General features: G+C 65.7%; 16 protein-coding genes, 1 tRNA gene and 1 other RNA gene. 4 read left to right on the forward strand and 14 right to left on the reverse strand.

Features of this window, described 5'->3' with window-relative positions:
- Positions 1–81 precede the first annotated feature (81 nt).
- The 3 genes from SAMIE_RS07715 to SAMIE_RS07725 all read right to left on the reverse strand — a co-directional run bounded on the left by SAMIE_RS07715 (position 82) and on the right by SAMIE_RS07725 (position 3,653).
- Positions 82–555 carry a PilZ domain-containing protein gene (locus tag SAMIE_RS07715; RefSeq protein WP_066697147.1) on the reverse strand — a complete coding sequence of 158 codons (474 nt, stop codon included), beginning with the start codon at positions 553–555 and terminating at the stop codon, positions 82–84.
- Between the two features lie 293 nt (positions 556–848).
- The gene (locus SAMIE_RS07720; RefSeq protein ID WP_066697149.1) at positions 849–1,475 is read right to left on the reverse strand and encodes a glutathione S-transferase family protein; all 627 of its coding nucleotides are present in this window, start codon (positions 1,473–1,475) and stop codon (positions 849–851) included.
- Between the two features lie 66 nt (positions 1,476–1,541).
- Positions 1,542–3,653, reverse strand: a complete 2,112-nt coding sequence (locus tag SAMIE_RS07725; protein WP_066697152.1) for a malate synthase G — start codon at positions 3,651–3,653, stop codon at positions 1,542–1,544.
- A 94-nt stretch (positions 3,654–3,747) separates the two neighbouring features.
- Here SAMIE_RS07725 and SAMIE_RS07730 point away from each other — a divergent pair, with 94 nt between their 5' ends.
- The 4 genes from SAMIE_RS07730 (at position 3,748) to SAMIE_RS07745 (ending at position 9,007) form a co-directional block, all read left to right on the forward strand.
- A complete protein-coding gene (locus SAMIE_RS07730; RefSeq protein WP_066697155.1) occupies positions 3,748–4,653 on the forward strand; it encodes a LysR family transcriptional regulator in 906 nt (301 codons plus the stop codon).
- A gap of 27 nt (positions 4,654–4,680) precedes the next feature.
- The gene (locus SAMIE_RS07735) at positions 4,681–6,948 is read left to right on the forward strand and encodes an NADP-dependent malic enzyme (RefSeq protein ID WP_066697157.1); all 2,268 of its coding nucleotides are present in this window, start codon (positions 4,681–4,683) and stop codon (positions 6,946–6,948) included.
- A 50-nt stretch (positions 6,949–6,998) separates the two neighbouring features.
- Positions 6,999–7,673 (forward strand): L,D-transpeptidase family protein, encoded by a 675-nt coding sequence (locus tag SAMIE_RS07740; protein WP_066697159.1) that lies wholly within the window; start codon positions 6,999–7,001, stop codon positions 7,671–7,673.
- Positions 7,674–7,810: 137 nt separating this feature from the next.
- The gene (locus SAMIE_RS07745) at positions 7,811–9,007 is read left to right on the forward strand and encodes an MFS transporter (RefSeq protein WP_066697161.1); all 1,197 of its coding nucleotides are present in this window, start codon (positions 7,811–7,813) and stop codon (positions 9,005–9,007) included.
- 4 nt (positions 9,008–9,011) lie between these two features.
- Here SAMIE_RS07745 and SAMIE_RS07750 read toward each other — a convergent pair whose 3' ends face one another.
- From SAMIE_RS07750 to SAMIE_RS07800, 11 genes are all read right to left on the reverse strand, one after another.
- Entirely contained in the window at positions 9,012–9,539 is a 528-nt protein-coding gene (locus SAMIE_RS07750; RefSeq protein WP_066697163.1) for a hypothetical protein, read from the reverse strand.
- Positions 9,526–9,897, reverse strand: a complete 372-nt coding sequence (hisI, locus tag SAMIE_RS07755; RefSeq protein ID WP_066697165.1) for a phosphoribosyl-AMP cyclohydrolase — start codon at positions 9,895–9,897, stop codon at positions 9,526–9,528. The genes SAMIE_RS07750 and hisI overlap by 14 nt, the downstream gene beginning before the upstream one ends.
- 62 nt (positions 9,898–9,959) lie before the next feature.
- Positions 9,960–10,036, reverse strand: a tRNA-His gene (locus SAMIE_RS07760).
- Positions 10,037–10,129: 93 nt separating this feature from the next.
- Entirely contained in the window at positions 10,130–10,702 is a 573-nt protein-coding gene (locus tag SAMIE_RS07765; RefSeq protein WP_066697167.1) for a septal ring lytic transglycosylase RlpA family protein, read from the reverse strand.
- Positions 10,703–10,938: 236 nt separating this feature from the next.
- Positions 10,939–11,211: an HU family DNA-binding protein gene (locus tag SAMIE_RS07770; protein ID WP_066697169.1), complete on the reverse strand. Its 273-nt coding sequence runs from the start codon at positions 11,209–11,211 to the stop codon at positions 10,939–10,941.
- 183 nt (positions 11,212–11,394) lie between these two features.
- Positions 11,395–13,791, reverse strand: coding sequence for an endopeptidase La (gene lon, locus SAMIE_RS07775; RefSeq protein WP_066697171.1), 2,397 nt, complete (start codon positions 13,789–13,791; stop codon positions 11,395–11,397).
- A gap of 116 nt (positions 13,792–13,907) precedes the next feature.
- Positions 13,908–14,231 carry a YbaB/EbfC family nucleoid-associated protein gene (locus SAMIE_RS07780; RefSeq protein WP_066697173.1) on the reverse strand — a complete coding sequence of 108 codons (324 nt, stop codon included), beginning with the start codon at positions 14,229–14,231 and terminating at the stop codon, positions 13,908–13,910.
- Positions 14,228–15,853 carry a DNA polymerase III subunit gamma/tau gene (locus tag SAMIE_RS07785; RefSeq protein ID WP_066697175.1) on the reverse strand — a complete coding sequence of 542 codons (1,626 nt, stop codon included), beginning with the start codon at positions 15,851–15,853 and terminating at the stop codon, positions 14,228–14,230. The genes SAMIE_RS07780 and SAMIE_RS07785 overlap by 4 nt, the downstream gene beginning before the upstream one ends.
- A gap of 53 nt (positions 15,854–15,906) precedes the next feature.
- Positions 15,907–16,004, reverse strand: an RNA gene (gene ffs / locus SAMIE_RS07790) — signal recognition particle sRNA small type.
- 50 nt (positions 16,005–16,054) lie between these two features.
- On the reverse strand, positions 16,055–16,972 hold the full coding sequence (gene blaSGM / locus SAMIE_RS07795) for an SGM family class A beta-lactamase (RefSeq protein WP_162849107.1): 918 nt from the start codon (positions 16,970–16,972) through the stop codon (positions 16,055–16,057).
- A 32-nt stretch (positions 16,973–17,004) separates the two neighbouring features.
- Positions 17,005–17,340 (reverse strand): 2Fe-2S iron-sulfur cluster-binding protein, encoded by a 336-nt coding sequence (locus SAMIE_RS07800; protein WP_066697179.1) that lies wholly within the window; start codon positions 17,338–17,340, stop codon positions 17,005–17,007.
- Positions 17,341–17,351: the final 11 nt, after the last annotated feature.

Genomic DNA, 17,351 nt, shown 5'->3' on the forward strand with positions numbered 1-17,351 from the left:
GGGCGATTTAGGCGGAAGCGCTCCGCCGCACAAGCGGCGCTTTTCGGCGATGAAGATCGGCGCGCGCGATCCGCCCGAGGATCACAGAGCGTCAGCCACGCGGGCCATTGCGGCGGCGAATGTCTCCGTCAGGCTGTGGAGGATCAGGAAACCGCCGCCGACGATGGCGACGATCAGCGCGGCGAACTGAAACCGGCGCGCCCAGACCTGACTCGCCGCCGCGCTTTCCTCGATGGATCGGCGCTGCACGGCGCGGCGGTCGGCATCGCCGGCTTTCCATGCCGGTGCCGCCGGCGCATCGCCGGTCAGGGCGGAAATGTCGATGCGATCCTGCGCGCGGATGCCGCACTTGCCATCCTTCGCCCAGATGACGCGGCCCACAACGATGGTGGAAGCGCGGCGGATCTCGATATAGCTGCCCCGCCCCGGCGGGCGCGCCATGCGCAGCATCATGCCGTGCAGCGACACGTTCATGATGGTCGCGTCCAGCCATTGATCGCCGAGGCGGATACGCGCCGGGATGGCTGTTGCGACCCGTGGTTCCCTTTCCTTCATGCGACGCCCCTTCCGCTTCATTGACCTTTATCGCGCAATAACGGCAACGTCACGAAAATCTTGCATAGATAGAGGTGCTTATATGTTTTTGGCGGGCGGATGATGCCGCTCCGGCGGGGTCTGTCGCACGGGACCGCCGCTGTCCTATCCCCGTCCTGGGGGGCTATGAATCGGGTCATGGCTGGCATGCGGTCGACTTGCCGAAAATGTCCGACATAGGACATGAAATGTCAAAACTTGCGGGAAATGTGCGAAGTTAAGCGTCCGGACTCCTATTTGCCGGGCTGCCGCGCTCAGGCATAGGCATAGGGGCCGCCCGCCTTGAGCGCAGCCCGATAGGCCGGGCGGTCATGCATCTCGCCCAGCCAGCGGATAAGGCGGGGCCGCGACCCGTCCAGCCCGCCCCGCGCCCGCGACGCTTCCAGCGGAAAGCTCATCATCATGTCAGCCGCTGTAAAGGCATCGCCCGCGAAAAAGGGGCGGTCCGCCAGTTCGCTCTCCAGCCAGTCGAGATGGTCGTTCAGCATCCCCTGCACCGTGGGCCGGGCCGGGCGTCCCAGCAGCCCCAGCCGGTTCACCACCAGCAGCGCGAGCAGCGGCGGCATCATCGACCCTTCGGCATAGTGCAGAAACTGGCGGTAACGGATCGCGCCCTGCGCGTCGGCGGGCGGGCCGAAGCGTCCCCCGGCCCGCGCGACAAGATATTCCATGATCGCACCCGTCTCGATCAGGCGGTGGCCATCCACCTCCACCACCGGCGACCGCCCGAGCGGATGGACGGCGCGCAGGGACGCGGGCGCGCGCATCGTCTTCGCGTCGCGCTCGTAGCGCCGCACCTCATAAGGCTCGCCCAGCTCCTCCAGCAGCCAGAGGATGCGCTGCGACCGGCTGTTGTTCAGGTGATGGACGATGACGGTCATGGCGACTCTCCCGGTTTGGCGCAGCCCATGGGCTAGCGCAGCCGGAAAGCCGCCACAACAAAAGGGTCAGGCCGGTTCGAACGCCTGCGCCTTCTTCTTCGCGCGGAAGGCGTGGAGCAGCGGCTCGGTATAGCCGCTCGGCTGCTCGACCCCCTCGAACACCAGCGCGCGCGCGGCCTGCCAGGCGAGGCTCTCCCCTTCCCGCCCGCTCATCGGTTCGTAGAGCGGATCGCCCGCATTCTGCGCATCGACCTTGGCCGCCATGCGCGCGAACGCCGCGTCGACCTGCTCCGCCGTGCAGACGCCGTGCAGCAGCCAGTTCGCCATATGCTGCGACGAAATGCGCAGCGTCGCGCGATCTTCCATCAGGCCGATGTCATGAATGTCCGGCACTTTGGAGCAACCGACGCCCTGGTCGATCCAGCGCACGACATAGCCTAGGATACCCTGCGCGTTATTGTCCAGTTCCTGCGCGATCTCCTCCTCGGAAAAGTTGCGCCCGACCGCAACGGGGATCGTCAGCAGCTTCGCGAGTGGCGCGATCCCTTCCGCCTTGCGCTCCTCGCGCCGGGCGAAGACGTCGACGCGGTGATAATGGGTCGCGTGCAGCGTCGCGGCGGTGGGGGATGGCACCCAGGCGGTGTTCGCCCCGCTCATCGGATGGCCGACCTTCTGCTCCAGCATGTCCGCCATCCGATCGGGGGCGGCCCACATGCCCTTGCCGATCTGCGCCCGGCCCGACAGGCCGCAGGCAAGGCCGATCTGCACGTTGCGATCCTCATAGGCGGCGATCCAGTCGCTCGTCTTCATCTCGCCCTTGCGGATCATCGGTCCCGCCTGCATCGACGTGTGCATCTCATCCCCGGTGCGGTCGAGGAAGCCGGTGTTGATGAAGACGATACGGTCCTTCACCGCATGGATGCAGGCGGCAAGGTTGGCGGAGGTGCGCCGTTCCTCATCCATCACCCCGACCTTGATCGTATGGCGCGCCATGCCCAGCATATCTTCGATCGCGTCGAACAGCCGGTCGGTGAAGGCGGCTTCCTCCGGTCCGTGCATCTTGGGCTTGACGATATAGACGCTGCCCGCGCGGCTGTTTGCTTTGCGCCCCTTAAGGTCGTGCAGCGCGATGAGGCTGGTGACGATGCCGTCGATGATCCCCTCGGGCGCTTCGTCTCCGTTGGGCAGGCGGACGGCGGGCGTCGTCATCAGGTGCCCGACATTGCGGACGAACAGCAGGCTGCGGCCCGGCAGCGTGAAGGCGCTGCCATCGGGCGCGGTATAGCTGCGGTCGCCATGCAGCGCCCGCGTCATCATGGCGCCATTCTTCTCGAACCGGTCGGTCAGGTCGCCCTTCATCAGCCCCAGCCAGTTGGCATAGGCCGCGACCTTGTCCTCCGCATCGACGGCGGCGACCGAGTCCTCCAGATCGCAGATGGTGGTAAGCGCCGATTCCAGGATCACGTCCGCAATCCCCGCCGGATCGTCGCGGCCGATGGGATGGCTGCCGTCGAACACGACCTCGATATGCAGCCCGTTATGGCGGAACAGGCGGCCCTTCTCGCTCGTGCCGACGAACTGCGCCGGATCGGCGAGCGCGATCTCGTCGCTCGCCAGATTGCGCCAGCTTCCGTCCGCCAGCGGGATGGCGTCGTCGAGGAAAGTCTTGGCCCATGCGATGACCTGCGCCCCGCGCGCGGCGTCATATCCCTTCCCCGCCGCCTTGCCGGGGACGGCATCGGTGCCATAGAGCGCGTCATAGAGACTGCCCCACCGCGCATTGGCGGCGTTCAGCAGGAACCGCGCGTTGAGGATCGGGACGACGAGCTGCGGCCCGGCAAGCGTCGCGACTTCCTCATCGACATTCGCGCTGCCGATGGCGAAGGGCGCAGGCTCGGGAACCAGATAGCCGATCTCCCGCAGGAAGGCCTCATAGGCCTCTGCGTCATGCGGCTGGCCGCGCCGCTGCTCATGCCAGCTATCGACCTGCGCCTGAAGCGTGTCGCGCTTGCGCAGCAGCGCCACATTGTCGGGCGCGAAGCGGGACAGGATGCTGGCAACCCCGCCCCAGAAAGCGTCGGGCGCGATGCTCGTCGCCGGCAAGGCCCGCTCCTCGATGAAATCGGCCAGTTGCGCCGCAACCTGAATGCCCGCCCTGTCGATCATGCGCTCGTTCATCGTCATTCTCCTGTCAGGCCGCCATCATAGACCGCCGCCATTATCGCGTGTAGAGGCGTTTATTCGAACATAGTCATTCTTCCGGTGAACGAATATGATGGACCCCGACCACGAACTGTTCGTTACCGTCGCCGACGAAGGCAGCCTCGCGGCGGCCGGTCGCCGCCTGTCCATATCGCCCGCGATGGTATCGAAACGGATCGCCCGGCTGGAGGAGAGGCTGGGCGCGAAACTCATGCATCGCACCACCCGCCGCCTGTCGCTGACCGGGGCGGGCGAGCGGCTGCACAGCGACCTCCGCGCCATCCTCGCCGCGCTGGACGAAGCGGAAAGGCGAGTCACCGGCGCTTCGGCGGTGGCCAGCGGGCCGCTGCATGTCAGCGCGCCGACCTCCTTCGGGCGGATGCATCTCGCGCCATGGCTGCCGCGCTTCCTGGCCGACCATCCGAAGGTCGAACTGACCGTCGACCTCTCCGACCGCTTCATCGACCTGATCGAGGAACGCTGCGATCTCGCCATCCGCATCACTGCCGATCCCGGCGCGGGAGTCGGCGCACGGCGGCTGGCCACCAATCGCCGCATCCTGTGCGCCGCCCCCGGCTATCTCGACCGCTTCGGAACGCCCTTCGAGGTAGCGGACCTCAGAGATCACCGGCTTCTCGCGGCGGAAGGGCAGATGCCATGGCGGCTGATGGGGCCGAAGGGACCGGTGACCATCGAGCAACGAAGCCATGTCCGGACCAACAGCAGCGAGCTGGTGCGCGAACTGGCGCTGGCGGGGGGCGGCATCGCGCTCCGGTCGCTCTGGGACATTGCGGGCGCGCTGCGGGAGGGAAAGGTCCGGCAGATCCTGCCCGCGTTCGAAGGGTCCGCCGACGTCGGTCTTTACGCGGTCCATGTGCCGCAGGCCAACCCGCCCCGCGCCCTGACCGCCTTCGTCGAATTTCTGGCCGCGCTCTACGGCCCGACGCCCCCTTGGGAAAGCGCTGTCTTGCCCTAGCGGAACCGAGCCTTTAAGGCCCGGCTCATGGACGACAACACCCGCCGCGCCGCCCTCGACTATCACCGCTATCCGCAGCCGGGCAAGCTCCGGATCGAACCGACCAAGCGGATGGTGAACCAGCGCGACCTCGCGCTCGCCTATTCGCCGGGCGTCGCCGCCCCCTGTGTCGAGATCGCGGCGGACCCGGACAAGGCGCTCGACTACACCGCGCGCGGCAACCTCGTCGCCGTCATCTCCAACGGCACCGCGGTTCTCGGCCTTGGCGCCATCGGCGCGCTGGCGTCGAAGCCGGTGATGGAGGGCAAGGCGGTGCTCTTCAAGAAATTCGCCGACATCGACGTGTTCGACATAGAGGTCGACACCACCGACCCCGACAGGTTCATCGATGCGGTCGCCCTGCTGGAGCCGACCTTCGGCGGCATCAATCTGGAAGACATCAAGGCGCCCGAATGCTTCGCCATCGAAGCGCGGCTGAAGGAGCGGATGAACATCCCCGTCTTCCACGACGACCAGCATGGCACCGCCATCGTCGTCGCGGCGGCCGTGCGCAACGCGCTGGTGATTCAGGGCAAGACTCTGGCGGATGCGAAGCTGGTGACATCGGGCGCGGGCGCGGCCGCTCTGGCCTGCGTCGATCTGCTCGTGTCGATGGGGCTGCCGGTCGAGAATGTGACGCTGACCGACAAGGATGGCGTGATCCATTCAGGCCGCGAGGGGATGCTCCCCAACATGGCGCGCTATGCCCGGACCACCAACGCCCGCACCCTGCCCGATGTGCTTCCCGGCGCGAATCTGTTCCTAGGCCTTTCCGCGCCCGGCGTGCTGAAGCCCGAATGGCTGCCGCTGATGGCCCCTAATCCGCTCATCTTCGCGCTCGCCAACCCGGAGCCGGAAATCCGCCCCGAAGCCGCGCGTGAGGTGCGCCCGGACGCGATCATCGCAACCGGCCGGTCGGATTATCCCAATCAGGTCAACAACGTCCTGTGCTTCCCCTACATCTTCCGGGGCGCGCTGGATGTGGGCGCCACGCAGATCAACGAAGCGATGAAGGTCGCCGCCGCCGAAGCCATCGCCGCCCTCGCCCGCCTGCCCGCGCATGACAGCGTGGCGCAGGCCTACGGCGGGCGCAAGCTGGCGTTCGGGCCTGACTATATCATCCCCACCCCCTTCGACCCGCGCCTGATCGGCGAGATCGCGGTCGCGGTCGCGAGGGCGGCGATGGACAGCGGCGTTGCGAAACGGACGCTGAACCTCGACGACTACAAGCGCAGCCTGACCCGGCAGAGCACCCGCTCGGGCCAGTTGATGCTCCCGGTGTTCGAAGCCGCGCGGGGCAGCGGCACCCGCATCGCCTATGGTGAGGGCGAAGACGACCGCGTGCTGCGCGCCATTCGCGACGCACTCGACGAAGGGATCGTCCGCCCGACCATCGTCGCGCGCCGCCGTATCCTCGAAAAGAAGCTGCCGGAACTCGGCATCAGCTTCGACTTCGACCGCGACGTGGAAGTGATCGACCCGGAAACCGATCATCTCGCCATGGGCGAACTGGTCGAAGCCTATCGCACCATCGCCGCGCGCAAGGGCGTGCCCGCCGACGAAATCCTGCGCCACGTCTATCGCCGCCCGACCATCACCGCCGCCATGCTGCTGCGCACCGGGCGGGTCGATGCCGCGCTGGTCGGCGGTCGTTCGGAATATTGGGGTCAGGTCGAACATGTGCTGCGCATCATCGACCGCGTGCCCGATCACAGCCGCGTCTATGCGCTCTCGGGCCTGATCCTCGACGCGGGCGCTCTGTTCGTCACCGATACCCATATGGTGCCCGATCCGACGCCTGAACAGATCGCGGAGATGACGCTCGCGGCCTGCGCGGAGCTGCGCTATTTCGGCCTGACGCCCCGTGCTGCGCTGCTGTCGCACTCCAATTTCGGCGCGTCCCACACCGACAGCGCGCGCAAGATGCGCAAGGCGTTCACCCTGGTGCGCGAAGCCGCGCCCGACCTGTCGGTCGATGGCGAAATGCATGCCGACGCAGCGCTCAGCCAGGCGTTGCGCGATCGTCTGGTGCCGGATTCCCGGTTCGAGGGACCGGCGAACCTTCTCGTCATGCCCAATCTGGATGCTGCCAACATCACGCTCACCGCTCTGGCCGCCGCATCCAGTTCGCCCACGGTGGGGCCGATGCTGATGGGCCTGTCCAAGCCAATCCATGTGCTGACGCCCGGCGTCACGTCTCGCGGCATCCTGAACCTTACTGCCATCGCCGCGGCGGAAGTCGCGCGCGAAGGCTGAGCTTAACCATTGCCTGCTAGGACCGGCAGCAACGTTGCTGGCCGGGGACGATGATGGGATTGCTGCGAACATTGGTGAACAGCCTGGGACCGAAGCTCGCCGTCACCGCCGTGCTTGGCGGCGGCGCACTCGCCGCGCTCCATTTTGCCGATCGTCCCGCGGCGCGGGATGCAGCGCCTGCGCAGATCGAGGCGACCGCGCCGTCCAAGCCGATAAAGCCCGCCGAACGGCGCAGCGACCAGCCCATGACAGTGGACCCCCGCGCCCTTCTGGTGAAGCGCGTGCTCCAGATCGACGGTCCCTTCCGCCACGGCGATTATGTCTGGAACGAGGATGGCGCGCCCGCCACCGGTCCCGTCATCGTGACCGTCGATCTCAAGGCCGAAACCCTGTCCGTCTTCCGCGACGGCTATGAGATCGGCGCGGCGGTCATCCTCTACGGCGCAACCGACAAGCCCAGCCCCGTGGGCGCTTTCCCGATCACGCAGAAGGACGCAGACCATGTGTCCAACCTCTATGGCGCACCCATGCCCTATGCGCTGCGCCTGACCAGCGACGGCGTCTTCATTCACGGCAGCGATGTGCAATATGGCAAGGCGACGCACGGCTGCATCGGCGTGCCGAAGGATTTCGCGCGCAAACTGTTCGGTGTCACGAAACTGGGCGACATCGTCGTCATCACCAACGGCAAGATGCTGGACGTGAGCAAGGCGGCGAAGGGATAGGCAACGCCGTAAGCGGCCGCAACAATGCGCGCGCTGCAATCGCCCCGGCGCGCATTGCAAAGCTCCACTCTTGACCTGCGTTGTCATCACGCCCATTTGCCGCACTTCGACTTTTTGCATTGCAGCATGGAGGCCAGATGACCGGCCATTCGCGAACCGCGCATCCCGCGCTGGTCCTCTTCGCTCTCGCTGTGGGGGCGTTCGCCATCGGCACGACCGAATTTGCGGCGATGAGCCTGCTGCCTTTCTTCGCACGTGATCTCCGCATCGACGCACCGACCGCGGGTCATGCGATCAGCGCCTATGCGCTGGGCGTCGTCGCGGGTGCGCCGGTGATCGCCGCCTTTGCCGCCCGCCTGCCTCGCCGGACCCTGTTGATCGGGCTGATGGCGATGTTCGCGGTCGCCAATGCGCTGTCCGCCCTGTCGCCCTCCTATCACTGGCTGCTGCTCTTTCGTTTCCTGTCCGGCCTGCCGCACGGCGCCTATTTCGGCGTGGCCGCACTGGTCGCCGCAAGCCTCGTCCCTTTGGAGCAGCGCACCCTCGCCATGGCGAAGGTGATGTCGGGCTTGACTGTCGCGACCGTGATCGGCGTCCCGGCGGCGAACTGGATGGGTCAGGCGCTTGGGTGGCGGTCCGGCTTCTTCGTGGTGGCTGCCCTGGCGATGGCCACTGTGACGCTGGTGGCGATCTATGCTCCGCGCGACGCGGGCGATCCCAAGGCCAGCCCGATGCGCGAACTGTCGGCGCTCGGCAAATCGCAGGTGTGGCTGACGCTGCTGACGGGCGCCATTGGGTTCGGCGGCCTGTTCGCGGTCTACACCTATGTGGCATCGACCATGATCGACGTGACGCATGTGTCCGAAACCTATGTCCCGCTTGTGCTGATGATCTTCGGGGTCGGCCTGACCCTGGGCAATCTGGTCGCGGCGTGGCTGGCCGACCGCAATCAGAATCGTACCGTCATCGGCGTGCTCCTGTGGAGCGCGGCGGCGCTGGCGCTGTTCCCGCTCATGGCGGGCAATGTCTGGACGCTCGGCCTCATCATATTCCTGATCGGCATTGGCGGCGGCCTTGGCACCCCGCTTCAGGCGCGGCTCATGGACGTGGCGGGCGATGCGCAGACGCTGGCGGCGGCGCTGCATCACAGCGCCTTCAACGTCGCCAATGCGCTGGGGCCATGGCTGGGCGGCCTGTCCATCGCCGCAGGCTATGGTCTCGTTTCAACCGGCTGGATCGGCGCGGCGCTGGCGCTGGGCGGGCTTGCGATCTTCCTCGTCGCCATCGCACTGGAGTCGCGTCGCCCGGCCTTCCGCAGTGCGCCGGCGGAATAGGCCATCACGTCGGGCAGAGCGGATCGCCCTTCCGATTGCGCGCTTTCAGGGCGCTCGTCGCATCATTGGCGATGCGCGGAAAGCTGACGCCTTCCAGCGTTCCGCGCCCTTCGCACAGATCGGCGCAGGCCATATCGACCACGCCGGGCAGCGCCACCTGATCGCCCTCATATTGCGCGACGACGATGCAGCGGCCTTTGCCCCTGAAGCTCAGCACCAGCTTGTCGCCCGCCCGCCGCGCGAGGCCGTGGCCGCGACAGCTCGGCTCCTCCCCGAACACAGCCTCCAGCCCGAAGCGAAACTCGCCGCTATTGCCGGGCACCACGCACAGCGCATCGCGCCCCGCCTCATGGCTGCGCTGATAAAGGCCGACCGGCGACACCGCGCTCATGTCCGTAATCGCTCCGCTTTCGATGGCCGCGCGTTCGAGGCTCGACACCCCGCCGCCGCGCAACGACGCCGGTTCGCCCGATGACGGGCCGCGCTGGCAGGCCGCAGCCAGTAGAAGGAGCGTCAGGCTAGTCCGCCGCATCGACGCTGCTGAGACCTTCCCGCCCTACCCGTCGAAAGAAGCAGGATCGCGCGCCGGTGTGGCAGGTGGGACCGGCAGGCACGGCCTTCACCCACAGCGCATCCTGATCGCAGTCGATGCGCAGGTCCGTCACGCGGAGCATGTGGCCGGAGCTTTCCCCCTTTTTCCAAAGCGACTGGCGGCTGCGCGACCAGAAATGGGCAAGGCCGGTTTCAACCGTCAGATCGAGAGCCTGCGCATTCATGTGCGCGACCATCAGCACCTCGCCGCTCGCGTCGTCCGTCACGACTGCGGTGATAAGGCCATCGCGGTCAAATTTGGGGTCGAGCGTCAGCCCGGTGTCGCGCGTGTCGGTCATGAAATGCGCTATAATGCGCACCTGCCGTTCTGCGAAGCCCGGATCACGGATTTTGCGGAAAATGGGGCGACCGATGGGATCCGAACCCACGACCTCTGGTACCACAAACCAGCGCTCTAACCAACTGAGCTACGATCGCCATGGGGGCTGATCGCCCCGAGAGAAGGGCCACATATGCGGCCCCACCCTGCCCGTCAAGCAGACAAAGGCGGCCGGTCCCAATTTCCTGCGCTTAATATCCGGCCGCCCGCAACTGGGCGCGCAGATTGGCCAGAACCGCCTCCGATACGCGCGGGCGCGGCCTAGCCGCCTTGCCATTGCGCAGCTTTTCCCGGTCCCGCTCTGGCGGGTCGACGATCCGGACGCGAACCGCCGCATGTCCCTGCGCCCGCAGCCCCAGTTCGTCGGCTGCGCCACGGGAAAGGTCGATGATACGCCCTTGCCCCGCGAACGGACCCCGGTCATTGACGCGGACGAGAATGGCGCGGCCGGTGTCGAGCGCAGTCACTTCGACATAGCTGGGAAGCGGCAGGGTGACATGGGCAGCGGTGATCCACTTCGCGCGAAAGCGCTCGCCATTGGCGGTGCGATTGCCCGACTCCGACCCATACCAGCTCGCATAGCCCAGCATGTCATAGGCCGGATCGGCGGCGGGGACATAGGTCACGCCGCGCACGCTATAGGGTGGACCGATCCTGACCGGCGTGTCGCGCACCGGGCGGTAATTGCCGCCGCCGCATCCGCCCAGCGCCAACGCGGCCAACATGCCGCCGATTGCGGCGGCCCGTCCCTTCCATATCGTCATGCGGGAAATCCTAGCGCGCCGGGCGTTGCGGGTCGAGCGCTCGCCGCATTTCCCAACGCAAACGGGACGAAAGCCGCCCCGGCCTTCGTCCCGTCCTTTGCTTTCGGCATACATGTGCGCGATGGAGGCGACTTGCCCCTCGACGCTGCACCACTCTCCTAAAAACTACCGACCGCGATAGGGAAAACTGGTCATCGACGGACGCCCGCGCCTCTGCAGGGCGGGCGTCACCCCTGTCAGTTGACCGAGTCCTTCAGACCCTTGCCGGCCTTGAACTTCGGCTGCGACGATGCCTTGATCGTCATGGTTTCACCGGTGCGCGGGTTGCGGCCGGTAGATGCCTTGCGCTGCGAAACGGAAAAAGTGCCAAAGCCGACAAGACGGACTTCATCGCCCTTCTTGAGCGCGCCGGTGATCGCATCGAAGACGCCCTCGACCGCCTTGGTCGCATCATTCTTGCTGAGGCCGCTGCTTTCGGCAACCGCGCTGATCAGATCCTGCTTGTTCATGCCTTGGGAACCCCCTTCGTGCTGTTGGTTGGTTTTTATGGAATCGCGGCGTAGGGGGCGCAATAAGGCGCGGATTCAAACGGCTGTCAAAGGGAAAGCGACGAAGACCCCCGCCCTCCCCCAAAATTGGCCATCGTGGCCGGGGCAGAGCGAGGGCGAAGGACTTTCGCGGATTGTGACGTTTCAGTGACGAAGTGCAGGATCGCCGTCACGCCCAGCGGGGGACGGCGGCTGCGCGGCGAGATCGTCCTCTTCGGTCCAGGTGATCGCTTCCGGCTTTGAAACCAGCGCGCGGGTCAGCACCTCGTCCACATGGCTGACCGGAATAATCTCCAGCCCGTCACGGATATTGGCCGGGATTTCCGCCAGATCCTTTTCATTTTCCTGCGGGATGAGGACGGTCTTGATGCCACCGCGCAAGGCGGCGAGCAGCTTTTCCTTGAGGCCGCCGATGGGCAGAACCCGGCCGCGCAGCGTCACCTCGCCGGTCATCGCGACATCCTTGTGAACCGGAATGCCGGTCAGCGTCGAAACGATGGTCGTCACCATGCCGATGCCCGCCGATGGTCCATCCTTCGGCACCGCGCCTTCGGGCAGGTGAATGTGAATGTCCTTGCGATTGAACAGGCTGGGCTTGATGCCATAGCCCGGCGAACGCGCCCGCACATAGGAGAAGGCGGCCTGCACCGATTCGGTCATCACTTCGCCGAGCTTGCCGGTGGTCCTGATCTGACCCTTGCCCGGCACGGTAACAGCTTCGATGGTCAGCAGTTCGCCACCCACTTCGGTCCACGCGAGACCCGTCACGGCGCCGATCTGATTCTCGTCCTCGCCCACGCCATGCCGGAATTTCCGAACTCCGGCGAAATCGGCAAGATTTTCGGGCGTTATCACGACCTTGTCATAGGTGCCCTCAAGGATTTTGCGAAGCGCCTTGCGGGCGAGGCGCGCCACTTCGCGTTCCAGTGTGCGGACGCCGGCTTCGCGGGTGTAGTAGCGGATGAGGTCACGCACGGCCTCTTCCGTCACCTCGAACTCGCCGTCCTTCAGGCCGTGGGCGTCGATCTGCTTGGGCACCAGATGGCGCTGCGCGATCTCGACCTTCTCGTCCTCGGTATAGCCCTCCAGCCGGATGATCTCCATCCGGTCGAGCAGAGGCTGCGGCAGGTTCAGCGAGTTGGCGGTCGTCACGAACATGATGTCTGAAAGATCGACGTCGATCTCGAGATAATGGTCCTGGAACTTGCTGTTCTGTTCGGGGTCCAGCACCTCCAGCAGAGCCGACGCCGGATCGCCGCGGAAATCCTGCCCCAGCTTGTCGATCTCATCGAGCAGGAAGAGCGGGTTCATGGTCCCCGCCTTCTTGAGGTTCGACACGATCTTGCCGGGCAGGGAGCCGATATAGGTGCGGCGGTGCCCGCGAATTTCCGCTTCGTCACGCACGCCGCCGAGCGACTGGCGCACGAACTCACGTCCCGTAGCCTTGGCGATCGACCGGCCGAGCGACGTCTTGCCGACGCCCGGAGGACCGACGAGGCAAAGGATCGGGCCTTTCAGCTTGTTGGTGCGCGCCTGAACCGCGAGATATTCGATGATCCGGTCCTTGACCTTCTCCAGCGCGAAATGATCTTCGTCCAGGATCGCCTGCGCTTTTTTGAGGTCGGTCTTGACCTTCCCCTTCTTGCCCCAGGGCAGGCCGAGCAGCACGTCGAGATAGTTGCGCACCACGGTGGCTTCGGCCGACATGGGCTGCATGCCCTTGAGCTTCTTCAGCTCCGCCGTCGCCTTGGCCCGTGCTTCCTTGCTGAGCTTCGCCTTCGCGATCTTTTCGGTGAGTTCGGCCAGCTCATCGCCGTCCTCGCCCTCGCCGTTGCCCAGCTCGCGCTGGATCGCCTTAAGCTGTTCGTTCAGATAATATTCGCGTTGGGTCTTCTCCATCTGCCGCTTTACGCGACCGCGAATCTTCTTCTCGACCTGCAGAACGCCCAGCTCGCCCTCCATGAAGGCGAAGACCATTTCCAGCCGCTTGACCGGATCGGCCTCGACCAGCAGCGACTGCTTGTCGGAAACCTTGACATTGATGTTCGCGGCCACGGCATCGGCCAGCCGCCCCGCATCCTCGATCTCGCGCAGTTGCACGGGAGTTTCGGCGGGCAGCTTCTTGTTGAGCTTGGCGTAATTTTCGAACTGCTCCGCGACCGATCGCATCAGCGCGGCGGCCTCCGGCCCTTCGGCAGCGGCCTCCTCGACCGGCGCGACATGGGCGACAAGATGCGTTTCCATCGCTTCCATGCGATCAAGCTGCGCGCGCTCCTTACCCTCGACCAGCACGCGGACGGTGCCGTCCGGCAGTTTCAGCAGTTGCAGCACCACCGCCACGACGCCGGTGTCATAGAGCGCGTCCCGGCCCGGATCGTCCTCGGCCGGATCGAGCTGGGCGACGAGGAAGATGTCCTTGGAGCCTTCCATCGCGGCTTCCAGCGCGGCGACGCTCTTGTCGCGGCCGACGAACAGGGGAACGATCATCTGCGGGAAGACGACGATGTCGCGCAGCGGCAGAAGCGGATATTGCGTAGTCATTCATTCTCCGGGGCGGCCCGTGCCGCCCGTCATACGGTTCATCGTCTTTATGGGGATGCCCGTCGCAGCAATCAATCAGCATATGTCATAAGGATGACCGGCTGAACCCAGCCTTATCAGAAGGGAAGCTTGAAACCGGGGGGCAGCGGCAGGCCTGCGGTCATCTTGCCCATTTCGGCATTGCTGACCTCGTCCGCCTTCTTGCGCGCATCGTTGAAGGCGGCGGCGACCAGATCTTCCAGCATCTGCTTTTCGGACGGCGCGAGCAGGCTTTCGTCGATGTCGACGCCGATGATGCGTCCCTTGGCCGAAGCCTTCACCTTCACCAGACCGCCGCCCGCCGCGCCTTCGACCTCCAGCTTGTCGAGATTGTCCTGCGCGCGTTGCAGTTCCTCCTGCACGCGGCTGGCCATGCCCAGGATTTCATTCAGGTCTTTCATGCTTCTGCACTCCATCTTTCAGGCTCGCCATCGACAAGCTCTGCTTCGGGGAAGGCCGCCATCGCCGCCTTGACCACCGGTGTTTCCAATATCTGCGCGCGGGACGCCGCTCTGGCGGCCTCGTCCTGTTCCAGCAGGGTCATATCGCCGCCGCTTTCCTCCAGCCGCACGCTCCAGCGGGTGCCGGGCGTCGCGGCGTTCAAATGGGTTTCCAGCTCGCGCTTGAAGTCGCTCTGTGTCCATGGATGCGTCAGCCGCAGCACCAGATCGGGCGGCGCAAGGCTTACCAGCGCCGCACAGTCATGCAGATGATTGGCGAGCGACGGCTTGCGGGCTTCGACCAGAGCGATCACTTCCGCCATGCTCTGCGGCAGGCGCGCGGCAGGGGCAGACGGCGGGCTTTGCGCCGCTTCCCCCGACGCAGCCGGAACCGCCGTGCCGCCGCCCTCGCGCACCATCCGCGCCAGTTCGCCCGGATCGGGCATGGTGGCGGCGTGCATGACGCGCAGCAACGCCATCTCGCAGCTTTCGATGGGGAGCACGGCGCTCGCCACCTCTTCATGGCCCTTCACCAGCAACTGCCACAGGCGATGCAGCGGCGCGAAGCCAAGCTGCGCGGCCCAGTCGGCAAGCGCCTCGCGCTCCTCAGTAGACTGGCCGGGACTGGCGATGTCGCGTCCCGCCTTTACCAGCGTGATGGCGTGGACCAGTTCCATCAGGCCGCGCATCAGCGACAGCGGCTCGACCCCCAGCGCATAGTGATCGCGCACGGCGGCGATCAGCGCGCCGGTGTCTCCCTCCAGCAGCAGCCCCAGCAGCCGCCGCACCGAACCGCGGTCGGACAGGCCGAGCATGTCGCGCACCTGCGCTGCTGTGACGAGCGGAGCGGCGGCGTCCGAACCCATTTCCGCATGCGCGATCGCCTGATCGAGGATCGAAAGGCCATCGCGCGCCGATCCCTCCGCCGCCTGCGCAATCAGAGCCAGCGCATCCGGCTCCGCCGCGACCTGCTCTGCCTCGACCACATGCGCGAAATGGCTGGCGAGCAGGTCCGCGGGAATGCGGCGCAGGTCGAAACGCTGGCAGCGCGAAAGCACCGTGACCGGCACCTTGTTCACCTCGGTAGTGGCGAGGAGAAACTTAACGTGTTCAGGTGGCTCCTCCAGCGTCTTCAACAGCGCGTTGAACGCGTTTTTCGACAGCATGTGCACTTCGTCGATAATGTAAATTTTAAATCGTTCGCCAAAGGCGGAATGACGAGAAGCGTCAATGACGGATCGCACATCATCCACACCCGTGTGGCTGGCAGCGTCCATTTCGATTACGTCCATATTCCGACCTTCTGAGATCGAAATACAGGGTTCGCAAACCCCGCACGGGTCGATGGTCGGACCGCCCTGCCCGTCCGGCCCGATGCAGTTGAGCGCCTTGGCGATGAGGCGCGCGGTCGATGTCTTGCCGACGCCGCGCACGCCCGTCATCAGGAAAGCATGGGCCAGCCGCCCGCGCTGGATCGCATTGCCCAGCGTCTGCACCATCGCGTCCTGCCCGATCAGCTCGCGGAAATTGCGCGGACGATATTTGCGCGCGAGAACGCGATAGGGCTGCGGGGAATCGGACATGGGGAAGAGTATTAGCCGGTCGGCCCGCTCTTGTCGAAGCGCGATGAGGCGGGGAAAGTGGGAGCCGGAACGACCCGTGACGAAATCACTGTGGCTGCTTCCGTCAGGACCTGACCCGGTTCGCGACGATCACGTCCGCCCGACTCCCGGCGCGGCATATGGCGAAAGGCGGGGGCGATGGCAAGGCTTTAGGCGGCGGACCTATTCACTGCTCTTCTGCAAACGGGCCGCAAAACCCAGCGCGGCGCGGGCGGTTTCGGCGATGGCGGCTTCGGCCTTTTTCGCGTCCACAGTCGGGCGGTCGAGATAGATGGCGAGTATATATTCGTCCCCGCCCGGCGAGCGCACCAGCGCCACGTCATTATAGGCAGTGCCGCACGATCCCGTCTTGCTGCCCGATGTCCAGCCTTCGGGCAGGCCAGCCTTGATCCGCCTGTCCCCCGTGCTGCTGCCATTCAGCCAGCCGCGCAGCTTGGTCGCACTTTCCGGCTTCATATCGTTAAAGATCAGGCGCGCCATCAGGCCCGCCATGGCGGCAGGCGAAGTGCTATCGCGCGGGTCACCCTCTGCATTCTCGTTTAGTTCCGGCTCGGTCCGGTCGAGCCGCGACACCGTGTCGCCATGCGCGCGCATGAAAGCGGTCAGCCCTTCCGGCCCGCCCAGCATCGGCAGCAGCAGGTTGGCAGCGCTGTTGTCGCTCAGTTCCACCGCCGCCTGCGCCAGTTCCGCCATGCTCATGCGGCCGCGCTTCAGGTTCTTCTTCACTGCTGGCGCATAGTCGAGCACATCCTCCTTGCCGAAGGGGATGGTGCCTTCCAGACCGAACTTGCCGCCTTCCGCGCCGACCAGCACGGCAGCGGCGAGCGGCGCCTTGAAGGTCGAACACATCGGATAACGTTCGTCCCGGTTGAAGCCCAGCAGGAGTGCGCCCTTGCTGTCCACCAGCGCGACGCCCAGTCGGCCGCCGGTTTCCGCCTCGATCTCCTTGGGATTGCGCACGTCCGATATGGCGGACGCGGGGACGACATAGCGCGGCACGTCCAGCTTCAGCGAATCGAGCCTGCCCGTCGGCACCGGCCCTTTCTTTTCTGCAGCATGGGCGGGCACGGCGAAAAGCATCAGCGCGCAGAGGACGGAACCGATCCTCACGCTCACATGCCCTGCATATTGTTGAATTCGCCCGGGATGCGCACGGTCAGCCGGTCCATGCCGCCGTCGATCACGATCTGGCAGGACAGGCGGCTCGTGCGTGTCGCGGCGGCGGCGAGGTCGAGCATATCCTCCTCATCCTCGCTGGCGCGGGGAAGCTGACCGAAATCCTGCGCGTCGACGATGACATGGCAGGTGGAACAGGCCATCTGCCCCTCGCACGTGCCCTCCAGCGGCTGACCCGCAGCCTGCGCCACGTCCAGCAGGACAGATCCTGCCGGTGCATCGACCTCCTGCCTGCGCTCCCCATCCGCGCTGATGAAGGTGATCCTGGTCATGGACGTGCGGC

This window comes from Sphingobium amiense, assembly GCF_003967075.1.
In the GTDB taxonomy this organism is placed as follows: Bacteria; Pseudomonadota; Alphaproteobacteria; order Sphingomonadales; family Sphingomonadaceae; genus Sphingobium; species Sphingobium amiense.